At 67.3% G+C, this 17,981-nt stretch carries 21 protein-coding genes; 8 read left to right on the top strand and 13 right to left on the bottom strand.

The window, feature by feature from the left end; all coding sequences use genetic code 11:
* Positions 1–4: 4 nt before the first annotated feature.
* The gene (locus tag AC1DVI_RS02140) at positions 5–595 is read right to left on the bottom strand and encodes an N-acetyltransferase family protein (protein WP_476956571.1); all 591 of its coding nucleotides are present in this window, start codon (positions 593–595) and stop codon (positions 5–7) included.
* Positions 596–965: 370 nt separating this feature from the next.
* On the opposite strand from AC1DVI_RS02140, the gene AC1DVI_RS02135 reads away from it, so the two are divergent.
* Positions 966–1,304 (top strand): hypothetical protein, encoded by a 339-nt coding sequence (locus AC1DVI_RS02135; protein ID WP_476956570.1) that lies wholly within the window; start codon positions 966–968, stop codon positions 1,302–1,304.
* Between the two features lie 21 nt (positions 1,305–1,325).
* Here the strand turns inward: AC1DVI_RS02135 and pssA are convergent, their stop codons facing one another.
* Both pssA and AC1DVI_RS02125 read right to left on the bottom strand, forming a co-directional pair.
* Complete coding sequence (gene pssA, locus AC1DVI_RS02130; protein ID WP_476956569.1) at positions 1,326–2,216, bottom strand: CDP-diacylglycerol--serine O-phosphatidyltransferase; 891 nt, start codon at positions 2,214–2,216, stop codon at positions 1,326–1,328.
* On the bottom strand, positions 2,213–2,911 hold the full coding sequence (locus AC1DVI_RS02125; protein ID WP_476956568.1) for a phosphatidylserine decarboxylase: 699 nt from the start codon (positions 2,909–2,911) through the stop codon (positions 2,213–2,215). Before AC1DVI_RS02125 ends, pssA begins: the two co-directional genes overlap by 4 nt.
* 127 nt (positions 2,912–3,038) lie before the next feature.
* Between AC1DVI_RS02125 and AC1DVI_RS02120 the strand changes: the two genes are divergently transcribed.
* Positions 3,039–3,503 (top strand): hypothetical protein, encoded by a 465-nt coding sequence (locus tag AC1DVI_RS02120; RefSeq protein ID WP_149163256.1) that lies wholly within the window; start codon positions 3,039–3,041, stop codon positions 3,501–3,503.
* Positions 3,504–3,522: 19 nt separating this feature from the next.
* Here the strand turns inward: AC1DVI_RS02120 and AC1DVI_RS02115 are convergent, their stop codons facing one another.
* Both AC1DVI_RS02115 and AC1DVI_RS02110 read right to left on the bottom strand, forming a co-directional pair.
* The gene (locus AC1DVI_RS02115) at positions 3,523–4,614 is read right to left on the bottom strand and encodes a LysM peptidoglycan-binding domain-containing protein (RefSeq protein WP_476956567.1); all 1,092 of its coding nucleotides are present in this window, start codon (positions 4,612–4,614) and stop codon (positions 3,523–3,525) included.
* Between the two features lie 164 nt (positions 4,615–4,778).
* Positions 4,779–5,000, bottom strand: a complete 222-nt coding sequence (locus AC1DVI_RS02110; protein ID WP_476956566.1) for a hypothetical protein — start codon at positions 4,998–5,000, stop codon at positions 4,779–4,781.
* Between the two features lie 142 nt (positions 5,001–5,142).
* Here AC1DVI_RS02110 and AC1DVI_RS02105 point away from each other — a divergent pair, with 142 nt between their 5' ends.
* The 4 genes from AC1DVI_RS02105 to AC1DVI_RS02090 all read left to right on the top strand — a co-directional run bounded on the left by AC1DVI_RS02105 (position 5,143) and on the right by AC1DVI_RS02090 (position 8,429).
* On the top strand, positions 5,143–5,727 hold the full coding sequence (locus AC1DVI_RS02105; protein ID WP_476956565.1) for an LOG family protein: 585 nt from the start codon (positions 5,143–5,145) through the stop codon (positions 5,725–5,727).
* Positions 5,728–5,967: 240 nt separating this feature from the next.
* Positions 5,968–7,191 carry an NADP-dependent isocitrate dehydrogenase gene (locus AC1DVI_RS02100; RefSeq protein WP_454018712.1) on the top strand — a complete coding sequence of 408 codons (1,224 nt, stop codon included), beginning with the start codon at positions 5,968–5,970 and terminating at the stop codon, positions 7,189–7,191.
* A 157-nt stretch (positions 7,192–7,348) separates the two neighbouring features.
* Entirely contained in the window at positions 7,349–7,729 is a 381-nt protein-coding gene (locus AC1DVI_RS02095; RefSeq protein ID WP_476956564.1) for an oxidoreductase, read from the top strand.
* Positions 7,730–7,820: 91 nt separating this feature from the next.
* Positions 7,821–8,429 carry an exopolysaccharide biosynthesis protein gene (locus AC1DVI_RS02090; RefSeq protein WP_476956563.1) on the top strand — a complete coding sequence of 203 codons (609 nt, stop codon included), beginning with the start codon at positions 7,821–7,823 and terminating at the stop codon, positions 8,427–8,429.
* Positions 8,430–8,534: 105 nt separating this feature from the next.
* Here the strand turns inward: AC1DVI_RS02090 and AC1DVI_RS02085 are convergent, their stop codons facing one another.
* The 4 genes from AC1DVI_RS02085 to AC1DVI_RS02070 form a co-directional block, all read right to left on the bottom strand.
* Entirely contained in the window at positions 8,535–8,918 is a 384-nt protein-coding gene (locus AC1DVI_RS02085) for a GcrA family cell cycle regulator (protein WP_094302970.1), read from the bottom strand.
* 175 nt (positions 8,919–9,093) lie between these two features.
* Positions 9,094–9,885 (bottom strand): anti-sigma factor family protein, encoded by a 792-nt coding sequence (locus AC1DVI_RS02080; RefSeq protein ID WP_476956562.1) that lies wholly within the window; start codon positions 9,883–9,885, stop codon positions 9,094–9,096.
* Entirely contained in the window at positions 9,885–10,451 is a 567-nt protein-coding gene (locus AC1DVI_RS02075; protein WP_476956561.1) for a sigma-70 family RNA polymerase sigma factor, read from the bottom strand. Before AC1DVI_RS02075 ends, AC1DVI_RS02080 begins: the two co-directional genes overlap by 1 nt.
* A 78-nt stretch (positions 10,452–10,529) precedes the next feature.
* Positions 10,530–11,975, bottom strand: a complete 1,446-nt coding sequence (locus AC1DVI_RS02070; RefSeq protein ID WP_476956560.1) for an NADP-dependent isocitrate dehydrogenase — start codon at positions 11,973–11,975, stop codon at positions 10,530–10,532.
* A gap of 251 nt (positions 11,976–12,226) precedes the next feature.
* On the opposite strand from AC1DVI_RS02070, the gene AC1DVI_RS02065 reads away from it, so the two are divergent.
* Positions 12,227–12,706 carry a phosphate-starvation-inducible PsiE family protein gene (locus AC1DVI_RS02065; RefSeq protein WP_476956559.1) on the top strand — a complete coding sequence of 160 codons (480 nt, stop codon included), beginning with the start codon at positions 12,227–12,229 and terminating at the stop codon, positions 12,704–12,706.
* Between the two features lie 20 nt (positions 12,707–12,726).
* Here AC1DVI_RS02065 and hmuQ read toward each other — a convergent pair whose 3' ends face one another.
* The 4 genes from hmuQ to AC1DVI_RS02045 form a co-directional block, all read right to left on the bottom strand.
* Positions 12,727–13,047, bottom strand: coding sequence for a heme-degrading protein HmuQ (gene hmuQ, locus AC1DVI_RS02060; protein WP_149163247.1), 321 nt, complete (start codon positions 13,045–13,047; stop codon positions 12,727–12,729).
* 84 nt (positions 13,048–13,131) lie between these two features.
* Entirely contained in the window at positions 13,132–13,836 is a 705-nt protein-coding gene (locus tag AC1DVI_RS02055; protein ID WP_476956558.1) for a hypothetical protein, read from the bottom strand.
* Positions 13,837–13,975: 139 nt separating this feature from the next.
* Positions 13,976–15,667 (bottom strand): methyl-accepting chemotaxis protein, encoded by a 1,692-nt coding sequence (locus tag AC1DVI_RS02050; protein WP_476956557.1) that lies wholly within the window; start codon positions 15,665–15,667, stop codon positions 13,976–13,978.
* 443 nt (positions 15,668–16,110) lie between these two features.
* On the bottom strand, positions 16,111–17,304 hold the full coding sequence (locus tag AC1DVI_RS02045) for a vWA domain-containing protein (protein ID WP_476956556.1): 1,194 nt from the start codon (positions 17,302–17,304) through the stop codon (positions 16,111–16,113).
* 67 nt (positions 17,305–17,371) lie between these two features.
* On the opposite strand from AC1DVI_RS02045, the gene AC1DVI_RS02040 reads away from it, so the two are divergent.
* Complete coding sequence (locus AC1DVI_RS02040; protein WP_476956555.1) at positions 17,372–17,923, top strand: HD domain-containing protein; 552 nt, start codon at positions 17,372–17,374, stop codon at positions 17,921–17,923.
* Positions 17,924–17,981 lie beyond the last annotated feature (58 nt).

Genomic DNA, 17,981 nt, shown 5'->3' with positions numbered 1-17,981 from the left:
CTGATTAGACCGGGCGCCGGAGCAGCACGCTTCCCCCCTGGTGCGGCAGCCGCTCGTGCCAGGGGATGTCGGCGCGGCCGATCTCGGCGAAGCCTTCCTTGGCATAGAGTTGGCGGGCGTCGGCGTTGTCGGCCCAGACATGCAGCGTCACCCGGTCGAACCGGCCGCGGCGTGCCCGTTCGTAGACCCAGGCGAGAAGCTGGGAGGCGATGCCGCGGCGGCGCCACGCCGGATCGACGGCCAGCGCCGACAGGAAGTAGCTGCCCCAGTCGTGCACCCGGTTGAAGTCCTCCATATGGGCCAGCCGGTCGACCGGCAGTCCGCTGTAGTCCTGGGTCTTGATCCAGTCCACGGGATAGGCATGGGCGACCCCGACGATCCGCCCCGCCACCTCCGCCACGCCCGAGTGGCGGTGGGAGAAGGACCCCGAGGAGCCCGCCAGGCCCGGCACCAGCATCTCCGCCGCCGTCTGGCCAGGCACCAGCCCGTCGAGCAGGAACTCGTAGACGCCGCCCCCGGCCATGTCGATGAGCCGCGCCAAGTCCGGCGCGTCGTCCGGCTCGGCCGGGCGGATGTGGATGCCGTTGTCGTTCATGGCTTCGCGTGTCCTGTTGAATATCCCTAGATAATCTTCCACACGGCGCCGTTCCCTTCTCCCCTCTGGGGAGAAGGTCAGGATGAGGGGGCGCCGAAGGCGATCCACGACGCGGGGCGAAGATTTCCCCCGCCCTGCCGGGCGTGAGTCCCTCTCACCCAGCCCTCTCCCCAGGGGGGAGAGGGTTTATCGCATGCCGACTCCATTGACCATGGCCGCCCATCGCCCTATCCTGGCGGCCATGATGGACCGTCACCTTACCCTGGGTCTGCGAATTAGCAGCCCGGTTCTCCTGTGAGAGCCGGGGTTTTCGCGCGTCTGCAGGTCTGAACCTGCACTCATCGACTCAAGACCAAGGTAAGAGCGATCCATGTCCACCGTCACGCTGTCCACCGTCACGCTGGCGGCGCCCGCCGCCGAATCCCGTCCGACCGATCCGAACCGTCTCGTCCGCTTCGCCGTGCAGGCCGATGCCGATCCCGGCACCCTGCCCCGCGTGCTGGAGCTGTTCGCCAAGCGCGGCCTCGTCCCCCTGTCGCTGAACAGCCGCCTGCTGGGCGAGACGCTGACCGTGGAGGTCGAAATGACCGGCATGGTCGCCGCGGAGTCGAGCCATGTCGGCAATTGCCTACGGCAGATCCCGATGGTGCTCGCGGTCGTCGTGACCGAACGGACCGTGCCGCTGGACCTGCCCGCCGCCGCCGAGTGACGGCAACGGCGGGCACGCCGTTCAGTCGTTGGCCGTCTTCGTGGTTTCCTGCGAAGACGGCGTTTCCGGCGCGGAAACCACGGCCTCCTCAACCGGAGTCTCCTCCGTCTCCTTCATCATCTGGGCGGCCTGCTGCAGCTTGCGGAACTGCGCCACCGAGAAAGGCAGGCTCGCCAGATAGGCCAGCCCGAGGAACGCCAGCGTCCACCAGGGCTGGCTGACCAGCGAGGCGGCGAGCAGGCCGACGCCGACCAGACCCGGCACCACATACTGGGTCGGCACCCGCATGCCCTTGAAGGAAAAGGTCGGCAGCGTGCTGACCATCAACCCGCCCATCGCCAGCGTCCAGGGTACCACGACGGCCGGATGGCCGGCGATGTCCGGACCGGCCTCGAAGCCGATGACCATGGGAAGGACGGCCAGACCGGCTCCCGCCGGGGCGGGAACCCCGGTGAAGTAGTTGAAGGCCCAGGGCGGCAGGTCGACGTCCAGGCGGGAGTTGAAGCGGGCCAGCCGCAGCGCCGCGCAGACCGCGTAGGCCATGGCGGCGATCCAGCCCAGGCTGCCGGCGCCGTTCAGCGCCCACAGATACATCAGGAAGGCGGGGGCCACGCCGAAGCTGATGACGTCGGACAGGCTGTCCAGCTCCGCGCCGAACTTGCTCTGCCCGTTCAGCAGGCGGGCGATCCGCCCGTCCAGCGCGTCGAGGATCGCCGCGATGACGATGCAGACGACCGCCTGCTCCCACCGCTCGTGCATGGCGAAGCGGATGGCCGTCAGGCCGGAGCACAGCGCCAGCACCGTCAGCACGTTGGGAAGAAGATGGTTGATCGACAACCCCTTCAGCCGCGGATGCGGGCGGCGCGCCCGGCGCTTGCGGAACACTGCCGGCTTGAAGACCGGACGCTTCATCGGCGGACATCCCCCTGCCGTTGCGGTTCGGTGGCGGCCAGGTCGGCCAGAACGGTCTCGCCGCCGATCGCCGTCTGCCCGACGCAGACCAGCGGGACCACGCCGTCAGGCAGATAGACGTCGGTGCGGCTGCCGAATCGGATCAGGCCGAACCGCTCGCCCGCCTTGACCTCCTGGCCGGCCTTCACCCAGTAGAGGATGCGGCGGGCGACGAGGCCGGCGATCTGCACATAGGCAATCTCACGCCCGTCGGGAAGACGGTGGCGGAAGGCAGCGCGTTCGTTCTCCTCGCTGGCCTTGTCCAGCGCGGCGTTCACGAAGGTGCCCTTGTGATACTCCGCCGCCACCACCGTGCCGTCCGCCGGCACGCGGTTGACGTGCACGTTGAAGACGTTGAGGAAGATGCTGACACGGGTCAGCGGCTTGTCGCCCATGCCAAGCTCCGGCGGCGGAACCGCGGGAACGATCATGGTCACGCGCCCGTCGGCGGGGCTGACCAGCAGGCCGGGGCGCGTCGGCGTCACGCGATCGGGATCGCGGAAGAAATACACGCACCACAGGGTGAGCACGAGACCCAGCCAGCCCAGCGGCTTCGCCACGGCAAGCCCGAGAATCAGGGAGACCACGGCGAAGGCGGCGATGAAGGGCCAGCCGGCGCGGTGGATCGGAACGACTACGGTATTGAGGGCGGACATCGCCGGTTACTTCAGCCTCGGATCGTTGGAGCGGCGCATTCTAGACAGCATCCCCCGCCCTTTACAGAATTTTAGCAGGGAAGGTGGAGAGTGACGCCACCGACACCACAGGAATGAGCGAGCCACCGTGTCCGTTCCCGCCGCCCGCCTTCAGGCCATGCCGTCGCTCGCGCAGGTCTCGCAGACCGCCCTGCCCTTCAGCCCAGACACCTTCGTGATGACCCCCGAAGGCGTCCTGGGCATCGCCCAGCCGCCGCGCCCGGCGCGGCTGCACTTCATGGCCGACGGGCTGCCCTTCAGCATCGCCGTCGGCTTCGACGGGGAAAAATCGCGTTCGCAGGTGTGGGCGGAGATCGGCCACATCCCCTACACCGCCCAGTCGCCGGAGCGGCGGCGCCAGCTCCTGGCGATCCTGCGCGGCATCCAGGACCGCCGGGGCACCCGCTTCCTCGTCCAGGAGGGCCAGAAGATCCTGCTCTTCTCCGAGGCGGAGTATGAGGGACAGGCGACGCCGGAGGATCTGATCCACCAGACGGTGGTCGCGCTCCAGCAGGCGCGCCCCTTCCTGCGCCTGCTCGCCCCTTACCTGTAAGGCCCGGTTCGGGAAAATTTCAGTTCGAGACCGGCAGCGCGAAGATCTGGCCGGGATAGATCAGGTCCGGGTCGCGGATCTGGCCGCGGTTGGCCTCGTAGATCATCGTGTACTGCACGCCGCGCCCGTAGGTGGAGCGGGCGATCCGCCACAGGCTGTTGCCGGGCTGGACGACCATCGATCGGCCGTCCGGCAGGTTGGCCGGAACCTCCGACACCTGAACCGGCAGCTCGACGCGGGCGGTGACCTTGCCCGAGTCGGTGACCTGATCGGCGCGCAGGGTGTAGACGCCCGGCGGCACGGCGCGCTCCGGGCGCAGGCGCCATTGACCGTTCGGGTCGGTGTGGGCGCTGCCGACCAGAAGATTGTCGAGATAGAGCTGCACGGCGCTTCCCGGCTGCGCCCGGCCGCCCATGGCGACCCGACCCGAGGCGTCGTAATCCATGCTTTCCAGCGACACGCCCCCCGGCGGCGGCGGGGCCGCCACGCCACGGGTCGCCGGGGCGGCGGGTCCCTTCGGCGCCTGCAGGACGGTGCTGCCCCCCTGCCCATCGCCCAGCCCATCGCGCGGCATGGCGACGGCCAACGGACCGGCCAGCGGACCTGTCGGCGCTTCCGAAGACGCTCCACCGGTGGCGGGCGGCGGGTCGGGCACCACGACCACCACGACGCGCTCCGACGGGGTCGGCTCGGCGGCGGGAGTCGCCTTTTCCGACAGGCTCAGTTCGCGGGCGCCGGGGGCCAGCGGCTGATCGGGAAGAAGGACCCATTCGCCGCGCGCGTCGGCGTTGACGGAACCGAGCGCGCGCTCCCCGTCATGAACGGTCACCGACGAGCCCGGCGTGGCGCGCCCGGCCATCACGGTGGCGCCGTCCGGGGCGACGCGCACGATGTCAAAGCGCGGACCGGCGGGCTCCTCCGCGGCCTTCGCCGGGGCGGGCGTGTTGGCCGGAGGCTTGGCCGGGGACACGCTGCCCAGCGCGACGGTTGTTCCGGAACCGGCCGTTCCGGCGCGGGAGCCCGGCGCGGGCGCCGGATCGAAGGCCAGATACGAGACCACGGCGGCCGCGGCGACCGTCGCCGCACCGCCGAACAGGAGAGCTTGCTTCACCGGAGCACCGCCGCATCATTGCCGGCGGACACGCCGGCTTGCGGCAGGATAGCAGATTGCGGCAGTGGAACTGAACACCGCCGATGGAGCAGACGCATAACCGCATCGGGACCGGCGCACCGCCTTCGCGCCGCCGGGTGGGCCCCATGCTCACGCCTCCCGGTTCACTTCTCCAGCTTGGCGACCGTCTCGGAATGGCGGCTGGAGGAAAGGTCCGCTGAGGAAACGCTGGTTTCCATGGCCTGAGCCGTCGTGGCGCCGCCCGCGTTCGCCTTGCCCCCGCCGGTCAGAAAGCCGATCCCGCCGCCGAAGCCCCCGCCAAAGCCGAGGAACAGGAACGTGGCCACCGAAATGGCGGCCAGGGCGTTGACGACGCGCGAATCCATAATGATTCCTCCCGATGGGCTGAAGTCCGATGTCCGGGTAGACGCCGCCCCGGCTTTGCTATTCCCTTGCATTAGGTGACCCCGCCGGGCGCACCGGAACAGTCACCGGAACGTGTACCCAACCGGCGAGAAAGGGTGAGCGATGAGAGCCCCGAATTCCGTCTGCGTCTATTGCGGCTCATCCAGCCGCGTCGCCGCTGTCCACAAGGAGGCCGCCCATATGTTGGGCGACGGGCTGGCGCGGCGCGGCATCCAGCTGATCTACGGCGGCGGGCGCGTCGGGCTGATGGGCATCGCCGCCGACGCCGCACTCGCCGCCGGGGGGCAGGTCATCGGCATCATCCCGGAACACATCCAGTCCGCCGAGATCGAGCACACCGGCCTGACCGAACTGCTCGTCGTCGACAGCATGCACAGCCGCAAGCGCATGATGGTGGACCGGGCCGACGCCTTCGTGGTGCTGCCCGGCGGTCTCGGCACGCTGGACGAGGCGTTCGAGATCCTGACCTGGAAGCAGCTGGGCCTGCACGACAAGCCGGTGGTGATCGTGGATGTCGACGGTTATTGGCGTCCGCTGTTCGGCCTGATCGACCATACGGTGGCGCAGGGTTTCACCCAGCCGGCGCACCGCGCGCTGTACACCGTCGTCGATGACGTGGACGACGTGTTCGCCGCGCTGGCCTATGAACCGGAGCCCGCGTTGAAGATTCCCACACAAAAGCTCTGAAAAGGCCAAGTGGTAGGACCAGATCGCGCAAATCGCGCCGTTTTCAGCGCGATATCGTCTGTTTTGATGCCCCGCGGTCCTTTCTTTCGGCGGTGCCCCGGTGCTATATAACCGCCATCCGTTTCCGTCCGGGGAACCGGGGCCCGTCTTCGGATGGACGCCCCGGCCCGTGCCCTCGCACAGCGCGCCCGGCGTCCAAGCATAAGACAACCCCTACCCGTTCGGGGAGAACTCGCACCCATGACGAAGATCAAGGTAGCCAATCCGGTCGTCGAACTCGACGGCGACGAGATGACGCGCATCATCTGGCAGTTCATCAAGGACAAGCTGATCCTGCCGTATCTCGACATCGACCTGAAATACTACGATCTCAGCGTCGAGAACCGCGACAAGACCGACGACCGGGTGACGGTCGAGTCCGCCAACGCGATCAAGCAGTACGGCGTCGGCGTCAAGTGCGCGACCATCACCCCGGACGAGGCGCGGGTGACGGAGTTCAATCTCAAGAAGATGTGGAAGTCGCCGAACGGCACGATCCGCAACATCCTGGGCGGCACCGTCTTCCGCGAGCCGATCGTCTGCTCCAACGTTCCGCGCTACGTTCCGGGCTGGACCAAGCCGATCATCATCGGCCGCCACGCCTTCGGCGACCAGTACAAGGCCACCGACTTCGTCGTTCCCGGCAAGGGCAAGCTGACGATCAAGTGGGTGCCGGAAGGCGGCGGCGAGCCGATCGAGCACGAGGTGTATGATTTCCCCGCCTCCGGCGTCGCCATGGGCATGTACAACCTGGACGAGTCGATCGAGGGCTTCGCCCACTCCAGCTTCATGTACGGCCTGGAGCGCGGCTACCCGGTCTATCTGTCCACCAAGAACACGATCCTCAAGGCCTATGACGGGCGCTTCAAGGACATCTTCCAGAAGGTGTTCGACGAGCATTACGCCGCCCAGTTCAAGGCCAAGGGCCTCGTCTACGAGCACCGCCTGATCGACGACATGGTGGCGTCGGCCCTGAAGTGGGAAGGCGGCTTCGTGTGGGCCTGCAAGAACTACGACGGCGATGTGCAGTCGGACATCGTGGCGCAGGGCTTCGGCTCGCTGGGCCTGATGACCTCGGTGCTGATCACGCCGGACGGCAAGACCGTCGAGGCGGAGGCCGCTCACGGCACGGTGACCCGCCATTACCGCGAGCACCAGAAGGGCAAGGAGACCTCCACCAACCCGATCGCCTCGATCTATGCCTGGACGCAGGGCCTCGCCTACCGCGGCAAGTTCGACAACACGCCGGACGTCGTGAAGTTCGCCGAGACGCTGGAGCGCGTCTGCGTCGAGACCGTCGAGTCGGGCTTCATGACCAAGGATCTGGCGATCCTCATCGGTCCGGATCAGCCCTGGCTGACCACCAAGCAGTTCCTCGACAAGCTGGACGAGAACCTGCAGAAGAAGATGGCCGCCTGGGCGTAACGCGCGTTCCGCGTCAGGTGCGACGACGCGTCCCGGTCAAACGGGACGCCCGGTCGATGTAAGGTTGCGGCGGGGAGTTTCAGCTCCCCGCTTTTTTCTTGCCCGCGTGGCCTCAATGGCGACGTAGACCTGACGAACCGGAATTCGAGACTTTCCCATGGCCAAGGACATCTTCCGCATCGCCGTGATCGGCGCCGGCGAAACCGGAACGCCCCTGCTGACGCAGCTTCTGGACGCTCCCTTCGTCGAGATTCTCGGCGTCGCCGACCTGGACGCCGAGGCGCCCGGCATACGGCTCGCCCGCGAGCGCGGCGTCGCCACCACGACCGACTTCATGGACCTCGCCCGGTTCGGCGAGGCGGTGGACGTGCTGATCGACGTGACCGGCGTCCCAAAGGTGCGCGAGGCGCTGCGCCAGCACATGCAGGACAGCGGCAACCACCATACGTTGATCGTCCACGAGATGCTGGTGCAGCTGATGTTGTCGCTGCTGAGCGGCCGTCTGGTGCAGTTGAAGCACGAGGTCGAGGAGTACTGACCCCCACGCCTCGTCCCTCTCCCCCTTCCCTGTGAGCCGTCGCGCCACCACATGCACGCGGCGACGATGGAACAGGGAGTTGGGACAGGTCATGGACACGAAGGACCCGGCACGGGCGTCCGCGCTGCTGAAACGGCTGCACGGGCGGATCACCGGCGACAAGCCGTCGCTGGGGGAGGTCCTGGGCCATCTCGGCGACCGCGCGCCGGGCTTTCTGCTGCTGGCGCTGGCGATCCCCGCCGTGGTTCCGACGCCGGGGCTGCCGGCGGGAATGATTTTCGGCACGGTTCTGGCGCTGGTGGCGATTCAGATGATCGTGGGCCGCGACCGGCTGGAGGTTCCGGGCTGGATCGGGCGCCGCCGCGTGGCGCGCGGCACGCTTGAAAAGATCGTGGAGAAGGGAACGCCGCTGGTCGAGCGGCTGGAGGCCCGGCTGCGCACGCGCTGGCCGTCGCTGACTCACCGGGGTGTGCTACGGCCGCTGGGCCTCTTCGTGCTGGTGATGGGCGTTCTGATCGCCCTGCCCATCCCGTTCGGCAACACCCTGCCCGGTCTGGCGGTGCTGGTGATCGCGCTGGGGCTGATCGTGAAGGACGGTCTGGCGGTCGCCGCCGGTCTGGGTCTGGGCGTGGCGGCGGCGGGTGTCTCGGCGATGCTGATCGCCGGAAGCTGGTGGGCGATCACCTCCGCCCCCCTTTGATCGGCGCCCATTTGATCGGCACCGATCTGACGGCCACCGATCCAGTCGCCGTGTCGGCCGGGCGCCCGCGTGAAGAGCGCCCGAAATCCGGAAATCCGGCGGAGTCTAGGCGGCGCCGACGTTGCGGTCGCCGGTGTTGCGGTCCTCGTCGCGCTTCTTGCCGGAGGATGCCGGCTGGTAGGCCACCGCCGCGTGCTCGGCGCAGTACGGCAGGCCGGGCAGCGAGGGCTTGCCGCAGAAATGGAAATCCTGGTGCTTCGGATCGCCGACCGGCCATTTGCACATGCGCTCGGTCAAAGCGAGGATCGTCGCACCGCGGGTCGGCTTCTTCTTGATCGGCGACGGGCGTCCCGACAAGCCGAGGCGGTGCGCCTTCCCGATCACCGCGTTGCGGGTGATGTCGCCCAGGATGTCCGCGATTTCACTCGCGCTCAGCCCTTGGGCCCAGAGGTCCTTAAGCTGCTGAACCCGTTCGTCCGTCCAACTCATCCCCTGTCTCCCGTGGTCCGGTAACCGGTGACTTGGTTAACCAATATACCTTCCGACCAGACGGCCGTTTTCCATAAGGCGCAATATTTTGTGCCCAACGCCGGCCAACCTACCAGATGGCCGGATAGAGGGATAGGGGGCTTGCGCAACATTCCTGTGCATAAGTCTGTGGGTGTTATGAGTTCAACGCGCCGTACACCTCCTCGGCTATGGCCGAAAGGGTCACTCGGTCGAGGTCACCCGTTACCGCCCACGCCAAACCGTTGTCCCGCCAGTAGAAAGCCTGGACGTTGCCGTCCTGGGCAAACCGGAAGGAGGTGTCCGGCGCGTCGGAGGCCGGACGGATGTAGAGGGTGATGCGGCGACCCGCCGCATCCTGGTACATGAGCTGGGCCGCCGGCCCCCGCGCGTCGGACAGCAGCCGGCCGCCCACCAGATCATAGCCCTTGCCGGCCAGCCGCGGCGCCCGCAGGGGTTTGCCCAGGCGCTTGGACAGCCAGCCCACGAGATGCGCCTCCTGGTCGGCCCCGACCTCCACGGGATGACGGACCTCCACCGCGAAGACGCGATGCGCGGCCACGGCGTCGGCGACGAAGGCGGTGCCTCCGCCGCCCACCCCGCCCGACCAGCCGCGCAACCACCAGCCCCCCGCCCCGCCGGCGACGAAAACCAGCAGAACAGCCGCGGCGGCCAGCGCCCGGAACGACCGGCGCGGACGCGTCGCCGGCCGACCGGCTGCGCGTCCGTAGGGCGGGACCAGGGCCGCCGGCAAGGGGCGATCGATCAGCGGGCCGAAGGTCCCTTGGAGCATCGCCCGCTGGGCGCGGTAGCGTTCGAAGCGGCGGGCCAGATCGGGGTTGCCCGCGAGATGACGCTCGACCTCGCCGCGCCGTTCCTCCGGCAATTCACCATCCATCCAGGCGTGCAGATCGGCCTCGGTCACAGGGGCGTCCGGTTCGGTGTCCATCACTTGATCCTCCTCACCGCCTGCTCCATCCCGCCGTCCAGCAGGACGCGCAGCCGTTCCCGGGCACGGGCCAGCCGCGACATGACGGTTCCCACCGGAACCCCCAGCACCTCGGCTGCCTCGCGGTAGGACAGCCCTTCCAGCCCGGTCAGCAGAAGCACGGCCCGATGCTCCTCCGACAGCTGGTTGAAGGCGCGCACGAAATCCCGCACCTCCACCCGGTCGGCGGGGGCGGCGCTGAGCGCCAGATCGTTGGCGAGATCCTCCACCGGCACCTCCGGTCCACGGCGGCGGCGCCAGCGCAGGCCGGAGACATGCAGGTTGTGCAGGATCGACAGCAGCCAGCCGCCGAGCCGGGTGACGTCCCGCAGCGTGTGCCGGTTGGCCAAGGCCTTCTCGATGCAGTCCTGCACGAGGTCGTCGGCATCGGACAGGTTGCCGGCCAGCGCGGCTGCGTAACGGCGCAGCCGCGGCACCTGCGCGGCGATGGCCCGCTCGTCCACCGGGGAGTTGGCTCGCGGGCCGTCGGCTGGCGGGGGATCGGGAGGCGGCTTTGGCAGAGGCATGCGGCGGCGCTCCCCTTGGAAGGATGTCCTGCCCGTCTGGACGCCCGGCCGGGGACGATTATTCCCCGGTTTCGCAACTTACGTTGCCGAGAAGCCGGACTTGCCGTCGAAGTTGCACAGGTTCTCGGTCTGGGTGAAATCCAGACCGGCGCGGGCAAGACCCGACAGAAGCTCGACGATGTCGGGGTGGCCGACCGCCACGCCCTCCGGCGCCAGGAAGCGGCAGCGCCAGTGGTCGGTGCAGAAGACGCCGATGTTGCCCTCCGGCCAGACCTTCTGCGAGCGGTTGGAGATGCTGGACAGCCGCAGCGCCGGGGTGGCCACCGGCAGGACCAGCCCGGCCAGCTCGTCCGGGTTGCCGCCCGGCCAGTGCAGGAACACGTCCACCCCCACCAGCTCCTTCACCGCCTTGCGCCGGGGCGACAGCCGCACCCCGGACTCATAGGCGGGCCGCGCGGTGATGGCGTAGCCGACGGTGGGCAGAGTCACCGGCATCTGGCCCAGCCGCTCCACCACCGCGTCGGCGAAGGCGTGGGTGCCGACGCGCCGGCGGCTGACCCCGCGGTTGAAGATGTCCACGGTATGAACGCCGTCCTCGATGGTCTTGAGCCAGGCGTTGTGAATGCGCGCCGCCACGTCGCCCTGCCCGATATGGGCCAGCATCATCACCGCGGCCATCAGCAGGCCCGACGGGTTGGCGATGCCCTGCCCCGCGATCATCGGAGCCGAGCCGTGGATCGCCTCGAACATGGCGCAGGCGTCGCCGATGTTGGCGGAGCCGGCCAGCCCGACCGAGCCGGTGATCTGGGCGGCGATGTCCGACACGATGTCGCCGTAGAGGTTCAGCGTCACGATCACGTCGAAGCGCTCCGGCTGGTCGGCCAGACGGGCGGCGCCGATGTCGACGATCAGGTGGTCGGCCTTGATCTCCGGAAATTCGGCGGCGATCTCGTTGAAGATCTTCAGGAACAGCCCGTCCGTCATCTTCATGACGTTGTCCTTGACGAAGGCCGTCACCTTGCGCCGGTGGTTGGCGCGGGCGTAGTCGAAGGCGTAGCGCACGATGCGCTCCGACCCCGGCCGGGAGATCAGCTTGACCGACTGGATCACCTCGTCGGTCTGGCGGTGCTCGATCCCGGCGTAGAGGTCCTCCTCGTTCTCGCGGATGATGACCACATCCATGCGCGGGTGCCGGGTGCGGACATAGGGATGGTGCGACACACAGGGCCGCACGTTGGCGAACAGCCCCAGCGTGGTGCGCGCGGTGACGTTCAGCGACTTGTTGCCGTAGCCCTGGGGCGTGGTGATCGGCCCCTTCAGGAAGACGCGGGTGCGGCGGATCGACCCCCAGCCGGCGGCGTCCAGCCCGCCCAGATGGCCACGGCGGTAGACCTGCTCGCCCGCCGGCACCTCCTCCACCTTCAGGCGGGCGCCGGCGGCCTCCATCACGTGAAGCACCGCGTCGGTGATCTCCGGACCGATGCCGTCGCCGCGGGCGACCGTGATGGGGGTGGTTTCGCGCATCCATTCACTCCTGGGGGAAACCCTCGAAGGAACGAAGCCGGAGGGACCGCGGCGACCCTAGACGAAATCAGGGCCGGAGTTCAATGGCCGGTGCCTTTTTCCACCTGCAAAGCCGGGACCATTGATGCGGCGACTTGACGCTGATCTGCAATGCTTGCGTTTTCCCCATGGCGGCAATGGCAAAACGGCGGGGGCGTCCGGTGGGTTGGGCTTCTATCTTCCCGCACCCCTCGACCTTGCGACCCGCCCCGATGCTGCAATCGCACCCCCGCACCGCCCCCAACTCGCTTCTCGAACAGGGACTGATCCGCGCCCTGAAGTCCTTCAACGGGCTGCTGCACGTCGTCCTGGCCATCGCCCTGGTCGCGGCGAGCGCCATGGTGGTCTGGGAATTCTTCGTGGAAGCCTGGGCGGCTTTTCAGAAGGACCAGCTGGCGCACGGCTTCCTGCACGCGCTCGGCGTGCTGTTCATCGTCTGGACCCTGTCCGCGCTGATCTCCGCGGAGGTCGATTACGTGCGGACCAACCGCTTCCACCTGCGGGTCTTTCTGGAGGTGGCGATGATCACGCTGCTGCGGCAACTGATCGTGCGCCCGGTCCAGGCGGTGGCGGGCGACGTGCAGACCGGCGACTGGTCCAGCCTGTGGCAGTACGGCCTCCTGCTCGCCGGCCTGATCACCGTCGCCATCGCCCACCGGCTGATCGGCGACGAGGACGCGCTGAAGGGCTGACCGCGCGAGAAGCCGCCCGTTCAGCCCTCGCGCCCCACGGTCTGGATCACCTCGAATCCCTCGAACTGCGGCGGGCCGAGATACAGCGGCTTGCGGTCGCCCGCCCCGCGATGGGCGGCGCGGAACTCCTCCGAGCGGGTCCAGGCCTGGAAATGCGCCTCCGACTCCCAGACGGTGTGGGAGGAATAGAGGCGGTGGTCCTCATAGCGAGGGCCGCGCAGCATGTGGAACTCCACGAAGCCGGGGACCTTGTTCAGATGGACCTCGCGGTTCAGCCAGACCTCCTCGAAGTCCTGCTCCGAGCCCGGACGCACGCGGAAACGGTTCATGGCGATGTACATGGCGGAGCCTCCCGATACCGTTCCTTAGAAAGCTGAACCTTCAAAGTGACGGCGGAGGCCCGCCCCGTCAACCGCCCCCGGCCGTCAGATCTCGCCCTTGGCGAGCGCGCTGTGCAGGCGTCCGATGGTGTCGGCCAGGTTGATGCCAAGATCCTTCGCCACCTTGTCCCACGGCATGGCGGTCCAAGCGCCCTGATCCGCGCATTTCTTGCAGGCGCTCCGGGTTCCCGACCCGATGTTCACTTCCTTGGGTGAACGGACGGCCACGTATTCTTTGTATGCCTCTTCCGCAGGCTCGGCCTTCGACAGCTTGCCTTTCAGGATCTTGTCGTACAGCTCGACATTCTCGAGCGACATTTCCTGCTTGGCGATCTTGTTCAGAAGCTTGAACCAGTATGGCGACTTGAAGTAGCCGTCGATGGTCTTCGGCAGATCGTCGAACCGCTCCAAATCCGTAATGACGTTGCCGGCGATCTTGTTCAGCGACGCCACCATGTCGGCGCAAGCCTCAGCGTAGACCGCGTCGCCGTCCTGCTTGGCCGCCTTGCCCGCCGCGTCGAGCGTGGGGATATAGCTGCTTGCCGCCGTCTTGAAGGCGCGGGCGTGCTTCTGCGCATCCTGCACCGTCGTGGCGGCGTCGTAGCTCTTCAGCGCGCCTTCCAGGCCGGTCGCGCTGATCTTGCTGAACAGCTTGCCGAAACGGCTCTTGGGGTCGGGCTTCTTCTTGCCCGTCGTCTTTTCGAAGCGGTCCTTCGCCTTTTTCCAGGACGCCAGATAGGATTTCGCCACGGTACCCCTCCATTCGAACACGAATTGGCCGTGACGATAAAAACGGGATTTCAGTCCGGCAAACGCCGTTCGGTCCGTTCAGGAGGTAACGGATGGGGGCGTGCACCGTGGCACACCCCCGAACCCCGCGCGCGGCCCCTTACGCGGCGCGAATGCCCGCCAGGAAATGTTCCACCTCCGTGCGCAGGCTCTCCGACTGGCGGGACAACTCGCCGGCGGCGCCCAGCACCTGGGTGGCGGCGGAGCCGGTCTGGGTGGCGCCGTCGCTGACCTCGGTGATGTTGGTGGTCACCAGATGGGTGCCCTGCGCGGCCTGCTGCACGTTGCGGGCGATCTCGCCGGTCGCCGACCCCTGCTCCTCGACCGCCGAAGCGATGATCGTGGCGATCTCGCTGATGGTGCCGATGGTGTCGCCGATCCCGTTGATGGCCGCCGCCGCCCCGCCGGTGGCCGCCTGCATGGAGGCGATCTGGGAGGCGATCTCCTCCGTCGCCTTGGCGGTCTGGTTGGCGAGGTTCTTCACCTCCGACGCCACCACGGCGAAGCCCTTGCCCGCCTCCCCGGCCCGCGCCGCCTCGATCGTCGCGTTGAGGGCCAGCAGGTTGGTCTGGCTTGCGATGTCGGTGATCAGCTTCACCACGTCGCCGATCCGCTGCGCCTGCGCGACGAGACCCTGCACGCGCTCGTTGGTCTGCTGCGCCTCACCCACCGCGTGGCTGGCGATGCTGGTGGAGCGCGTCACCTGACCGCTGATCTCGTTGATCGACGCGCTCAGCTCGTTGGTCGCCGCGGCGACCGTCTGCACGTTGACCGACGCCTGCTCGGCCGCAGCGGCCGTGCTGGCCGCCTGCCCCTTGGTCTGGTCGGCGGTCGTCAGCATGCTCTGCGCCGTGGCCTCCAACTCCGTGGCGGCGGAGGCGACGGTGCGCAGGATGCCCGAGACGTTCCGGTCGAAGGACTGCACCAACTCCTCGACGGCGTGGGTGCGCCGCTCCTTGGCCCGGCGCTCCGCCTCCTCGGCGAGCCTCATGCGCTCTCGGTCCACGGCGTTGTCCTTGAAGACCGCCACGGCCTTGGCCATGCCGCCGATCTCGTCGCCACGGCCGAGGCCAGGAACCGTCAACGACGTGTCACCGGTCGCGAGACGGGCCATGACGTCGGTGATCCCGGCGATCGGGCGGGAAATGCCGACGCGCGCGACCACGACGCTCAACGCCAGCGCGCCGAGTCCGCCGCCGATGCCGACGATCATCATGAGCGTCGTCATCAGGCTGTTCACGGCGGCCAGTTCCTCGTTCGCCTCGGCGATGCCCTGCATGTTGCGTTCGGAGGCCTTCTCCATGTACTGGCCCAGCTTGCTGCGGAGCGCCCGGGCCTCGGGGGTGTCGCCGTGTTCGCGCGCCCTCTCAGGGCCGGCCTCCATCCCGAGGCGGGCGACCTCGTTGCGCTGCAGGACGAACGCGCGCGCCGTCTGCTGGATCTCGCCGAAGGCCGCCTTGTTTTCCGGCGGCTGAAGGGTCTCCAGCTTGCCCATGAGCTTTTCCAACTCGCCGGTGGAGCCGAGGATGTTCTTGGCGTAGGGCGTGGCGTCCGCCGGTCCATCCGCGGCGTAGATGCCGCGGCTGTCCATGACGACCTTGTAGACCAGAGCGTTGATCTGCTCGTTGATCAGCGCCCGCCGGGACCAGTTCTGAATCTGGCCGAACTTGTCGTCGTAGGTCTGCATTCCGATGAAGCCGACACCACCAATGATGGTGGCCACCGCTCCCAGGATAGCGACAACGCTGTAGATTTTGCCGCTGATACTGATGCGTGCAAGAACACCCTGCATTTTCCCCGACCCTCATCGACTGCATGCCTGAACAAGAAGCTTCATGCTTCGTAGTGCAATCGTATGCGTTCAAGGAGGAAAGATTCTCAGTATCCGTTTGGCCTCGAATGTTGCCAGGAAGCCGCAGAAATGACGATCAATGTTTAAAACGGACGAAAATTATCGTCTCGTCGTATCATATAGAAATACAGAGTCAGGCTTTGTTCAGATGCTTAACTCCACGACTCGGAGTTCTTATTCTGCGAACGGGCGATGAGTCATTCAATTATCGAGTCAAATCAGTTCAAATACGCAAATCTTGATGCGCCACCCTCATCCGGTGATTGATAAACCGTTTTCCTAGAGAACGAGAACCCGCATCATCCATTTTAAAGCGCACCAATGGATTGCAAATCCAGAACCACGAGCTGGGTTGCGACGGTGTTCGGTTGTTCTGGAAAACGCTACCGCACCAGCTCACGCATCGCGGCGTCCAACCCCTGCAACGTCAGAGGGTACATGCGCCCGCCCAAAAGCCGCTGCAGCATGCGGGTGCTTTCGGTGTAGCCCCAGCGCGATTCCGGCGTGGGGTTGAGCCAGACGGCGCGGCTGTAGACCGACAGCATCCGCTGCAGCCAGACCTGACCCGGCTCCTCGTTCCAATGCTCGACGCTGCCGCCGGCATAGACGATCTCATAGGGGCTCATCGCCGCGTCGCCGACGAAGACCAGCTTGTAGTCGGCGGGATAGGTGTGCAGCACGTCCCAGGTCGGGGTGCGCTCGTCGTGGCGGCGCTTGTTGTCGCGCCACACGCTCTCGTAGACGCAGTTGTGGAAGTAAAAGTGCTCCAGATGCTTGAACTCGCCCCGCGCGGCGGAGAACAGCTCCTCGACCAGCCGGATGTGGTCGTCCATGGAGCCGCCGATGTCGAAGAACAGCAGCACCTTCACCGTGTTGTGCCGCTCCGGCACCATCTTCAGGTCCAGCCAGCCGGCGTTGCTGGCGGTGGCGCGGATGGTGCCGGGCAGGTCCAGCTCGCTGGCCGCCCCGGTGCGGGCGAACTTGCGCAGGCGGCGCAGCGCCACCTTGATGTTGCGGGTGCCGATCTCGACCTGATCGTCCAGATTTTTGAACTCCCGCTTGTCCCACACCTTCACGGCGCGGCGGTGCCGGGAGTCCTTCTGGCCGATGCGCACGCCCTCCGGGTTGTAGCCGTAGGCGCCGAAGGGCGAGGTTCCGGCGGTGCCGATCCATTTGGAGCCGCCCTGGTGCCGCCCCTTCTGTTCGGCCAGCCGCTCGGCCAGCGTCTCCATCAGCTTTTCCCAGCCGCCCAGCGCCTGGATCTGCGCCTTCTCTTCCTCGCTCAGGAAGCGTTCGGCCAGCTTGCGCAGCCATTCCTCCGGCAGGTCGACCACGGGAATCTCGTCGCCGCCGGCGCCCTCCGTCCCCTCCAGCCCTTTGAAGACCTGCCCGAACACGCGGTCGAAGCGGTCGAGATTGCGCTCGTCCTTCACCAGACAGGCCCGGCTGAGGTAATAGAAGTCTTCGACGCGGAAGGCGGCGACGCCGCGCTTCATGGCCTCCATGAGCGTCAGGTACTCGTTCAGCGAGACCGGCACGCCCGCCTTGCGCAGTTCGAAGAAGAAACCCGTGAACATGCCGCCTCCCCCCGTGGGGTTTCGTCCCCATCCGCCCTCATCGTAGCGCCGACCCGCCAGGAACGCCATGACAGCCCTTCTCGACTTCGCCCGCGCGCTGGAGTTCGCCGCGCACAAGCACATCGACCAGCGCCGCAAGGGCGTGCGCGCCGAGCCCTACCTCAACCACCTGTCGGAGGTGGCGTTCCTGTGCGCCGAGGCGACGGCGGGCAAGGACCCGGTGGTGATCATCGCCGCCCTGCTGCACGACACGCTGGAGGACACCGACGCCTCCTATGAGGAGATCGAGCAGCATTTCGGGGCGGAGGTCGCCGGGGTCGTCGCCGAGACCACCGACGACAAGCGGCTGCGCAAGGCGGAGCGCAAGCAGCGCCAGATCGACGCCGCCCCCACCGCGTCCTCCCGCGCCAAGCTGGTGAAGTTGGCCGACAAGGTGTCCAACCTGCGCTCGATGGCGCACAGCCCCCCCGCCGACTGGCCGCTGGAGCGCAAGATCGAGTATTTCGAGTGGGCGCACGCGGTCGTCGCCGGCTTGCGCGGCACCGACGCCCGGCTGGAATCGCTGTTCGACCGCGCCTATGAGGACGGGCTTGCCGAACTGCGCGGCGAGGCGGTCTGAAAGCGTTGATCTGCCGCAATGTGACTACATCACGGAAGCCTTATAAAAGAGGGACTAG

The organism is Azospirillum sp. P4_B5, from assembly GCF_056402275.1.
The sequence above is the reverse complement of the archived record's forward strand: the minus strand, read 5'-3'. Positions and strand labels throughout refer to the sequence as shown.

Excerpts from the sequence above, each read along its gene's own strand:
- AC1DVI_RS02140 (WP_476956571.1), bottom strand. The coding sequence starts at position 595 with ATGAACGACAACGGCATCCACATCCGCCCGGCCGAGCCGGACGACGCG.
- AC1DVI_RS02135 (WP_476956570.1), top strand. The coding sequence starts at position 966 with ATGTCCACCGTCACGCTGTCCACCGTCACGCTGGCGGCGCCCGCCGCC.
- pssA (WP_476956569.1), bottom strand. The coding sequence starts at position 2,216 with ATGAAGCGTCCGGTCTTCAAGCCGGCAGTGTTCCGCAAGCGCCGGGCG.
- AC1DVI_RS02125 (WP_476956568.1), bottom strand. The coding sequence starts at position 2,911 with ATGTCCGCCCTCAATACCGTAGTCGTTCCGATCCACCGCGCCGGCTGG.
- AC1DVI_RS02110 (WP_476956566.1), bottom strand. The coding sequence starts at position 5,000 with ATGGATTCGCGCGTCGTCAACGCCCTGGCCGCCATTTCGGTGGCCACG.
- AC1DVI_RS02105 (WP_476956565.1), top strand. The coding sequence starts at position 5,143 with ATGAGAGCCCCGAATTCCGTCTGCGTCTATTGCGGCTCATCCAGCCGC.
- AC1DVI_RS02100 (WP_454018712.1), top strand. The coding sequence starts at position 5,968 with ATGACGAAGATCAAGGTAGCCAATCCGGTCGTCGAACTCGACGGCGAC.
- AC1DVI_RS02095 (WP_476956564.1), top strand. The coding sequence starts at position 7,349 with ATGGCCAAGGACATCTTCCGCATCGCCGTGATCGGCGCCGGCGAAACC.
- AC1DVI_RS02090 (WP_476956563.1), top strand. The coding sequence starts at position 7,821 with ATGGACACGAAGGACCCGGCACGGGCGTCCGCGCTGCTGAAACGGCTG.
- AC1DVI_RS02085 (WP_094302970.1), bottom strand. The coding sequence starts at position 8,918 with ATGAGTTGGACGGACGAACGGGTTCAGCAGCTTAAGGACCTCTGGGCC.
- AC1DVI_RS02080 (WP_476956562.1), bottom strand. The coding sequence starts at position 9,885 with ATGGACACCGAACCGGACGCCCCTGTGACCGAGGCCGATCTGCACGCC.
- AC1DVI_RS02075 (WP_476956561.1), bottom strand. The coding sequence starts at position 10,451 with ATGCCTCTGCCAAAGCCGCCTCCCGATCCCCCGCCAGCCGACGGCCCG.
- AC1DVI_RS02070 (WP_476956560.1), bottom strand. The coding sequence starts at position 11,975 with ATGCGCGAAACCACCCCCATCACGGTCGCCCGCGGCGACGGCATCGGT.
- AC1DVI_RS02065 (WP_476956559.1), top strand. The coding sequence starts at position 12,227 with ATGCTGCAATCGCACCCCCGCACCGCCCCCAACTCGCTTCTCGAACAG.
- hmuQ (WP_149163247.1), bottom strand. The coding sequence starts at position 13,047 with ATGTACATCGCCATGAACCGTTTCCGCGTGCGTCCGGGCTCGGAGCAG.
- AC1DVI_RS02050 (WP_476956557.1), bottom strand. The coding sequence starts at position 15,667 with ATGCAGGGTGTTCTTGCACGCATCAGTATCAGCGGCAAAATCTACAGC.
- AC1DVI_RS02045 (WP_476956556.1), bottom strand. The coding sequence starts at position 17,304 with ATGTTCACGGGTTTCTTCTTCGAACTGCGCAAGGCGGGCGTGCCGGTC.
- AC1DVI_RS02040 (WP_476956555.1), top strand. The coding sequence starts at position 17,372 with ATGACAGCCCTTCTCGACTTCGCCCGCGCGCTGGAGTTCGCCGCGCAC.